This is a genomic window from Pseudoalteromonas sp. DL2-H2.2, assembly GCF_021532535.1.
Classification (GTDB): Bacteria; Pseudomonadota; Gammaproteobacteria; order Enterobacterales; family Alteromonadaceae; genus Pseudoalteromonas; species Pseudoalteromonas rubra_A.
In genome coordinates, this window is record NZ_JAKGBD010000030.1 from 1 (window position 1) to 1,840 (window position 1,840).

Genomic DNA, 1,840 nt, shown 5'->3' on the forward strand with positions numbered 1-1,840 from the left:
CTGGACACATCCTATCCAGAACTGGAATCTCACGCTATCGCAGATGGCCATCCACTTTCCAGGGCGCTTGGATGACTACATCGAGCTTTGAGCTCAGTAGACTGACACAGAATTATGAACACCCTCGTCATAGGGCGAAAAAACTGGCTGTTTAGCTTCACCTCAAGTGGTGCTGAAAGCAGCGCAATCCTCTATAGTGTAATCGAAACCGCCAGAGCCAACGGCCTGACCCCATTCGACTATGTGATGCATTGCTTAAACGCATTGGTTCAGCCACAGTGCGATATCAACAGCTTACTGCCCTGGAATGTTAATCTCTAGGTGTGGGTCGCTGCACGCTTACAATGCTGCCCATATATTTCTAGAACGGCCTCAAGATATGGTCCTTCGGTTGATACAAGTACTGCTTTCATATTTGCCATTTAACGCCTCAAACAGAGGCTAAGTAATGCTTGGCTAAACTAGCGAAGAATGAGCACGAGCCAAGCGTTACGTGCCCTATGCTTTGACTTGTTATAAATCGCACCTACGAGTCTCACCAAATTGCTTTAAAACTTCGTAAATCGGCTGAGTTTTTAACTTTGGATTTGAGCGAATAAAGTCAGCAAAAATCAAAGGTAAATGATAAATGTTCTTCTCAAAACAATAGCCTCTGGTCGCTTTGTCACTTTCAGCCTGAGCTTTTGAACCATATTGGAATCCGAGCAACATCATCGTACAACTTCTTGTAGCTGATTTCTCGTCAAAGTCAGGATGAGTGTTTGAGCAAACTTTTTCCCAGTGTTCGCCATTTGTGGAAGTAATCGGATAAGCGTGGACTTTCAGTTGAAATACAAACAATATTATAAATATCAAATATTTCATTAGTCCTCCGCGATTTATAACGCCTGGCTCTGGGGCTGCATGGAGCTCAGCGTAATGCAGTCCCTAGCAGACACTTGTTAGTGCTAAAACCTGCCGCCATTTGACGGCATATTCCAAATCGGATTTTTGAGCTCGAATCGGTCAAAAATTTCTTTTGCTTCATTTACCGACCACTTAACCCAATCACGGTTTAGATGATTTCCGTACCAAACCTTGGAAAATTCCCATACATTGTTTATTGGTTGAACATCGCCCTTCTCCATACCGTGACGTTCACACCAATTATCAATTTCAGATTCTGACTCAAACATGAGCATAGTACTGCATGTATAAGTAACGTTCTCCCAAGCCTTAACCATTGGAATTGGAAAGTGGATAAATATCTTTTTGTTCATTATTTGACCACTCTTAATTTCCACAACAACTTGTTTGGATTCACCACCCAAAGTAGTAGTTATTGTTAAATCACGGTCAAGCAGTGCTGCGGCACCCAATGAACACCAAGCGCAGTTTCCCCACCAACTTCCTTTTTCAGACTCGATCCAAAAATTAGTCGGAGCGGTAGAAAACGGATGCATTACCCAGACCTCAGAAGACACAGGATGCAAAACCACTCCGTGGTAATCCTGAAGCGCTCTAAGGGCTTCAGCCATATCATTCGTTGATACTCCGAATGCTCTAGACATTTCTATGATTTTGGGAGCTCTTCCCTCATCGACTATATGCTTAATTATGTAATAGTGAAGACTTGAATTGCTTAAATTCACTAGCGACCTCTCTAGCATCTGTGAGCACTAACGCCTTGCTAATATTCAGCCGAAGCAACGCGTAGGCTGTCCTGTGGAGGGCGCGGCTTTTTGCGCCCGTAACGAAATTGAGCAATTTGTTAGGCATGATTTTTATCAGGTTGGATGTCTATTCCTTTGATTAACAACCAAAGGCCAAACGTTATTTCAAAAAAAGCTCCCGGCATCAT

General features: G+C 43.2%; 2 protein-coding genes and 1 pseudogene. 1 reads left to right on the forward strand and 2 read right to left on the reverse strand.

Annotated features, from left to right (window positions below):
- Positions 1-108: 108 nt before the first annotated feature.
- A pseudogene (locus L1285_RS23415) lies at positions 109-321 on the forward strand (transposase domain-containing protein); the annotation flags it as partial.
- 192 nt (positions 322-513) lie between these two features.
- On the opposite strand, the gene L1285_RS23420 reads toward L1285_RS23415, so the two are convergent.
- Positions 514-864 (reverse strand): hypothetical protein, encoded by a 351-nt coding sequence (locus tag L1285_RS23420; RefSeq protein ID WP_235414544.1) that lies wholly within the window; start codon positions 862-864, stop codon positions 514-516.
- Between the two features lie 83 nt (positions 865-947).
- On the reverse strand, positions 948-1,517 hold the full coding sequence (locus L1285_RS23425; RefSeq protein ID WP_235414545.1) for an alkylmercury lyase family protein: 570 nt from the start codon (positions 1,515-1,517) through the stop codon (positions 948-950).
- Between the last annotated feature and the right edge of the window lie 323 nt (positions 1,518-1,840).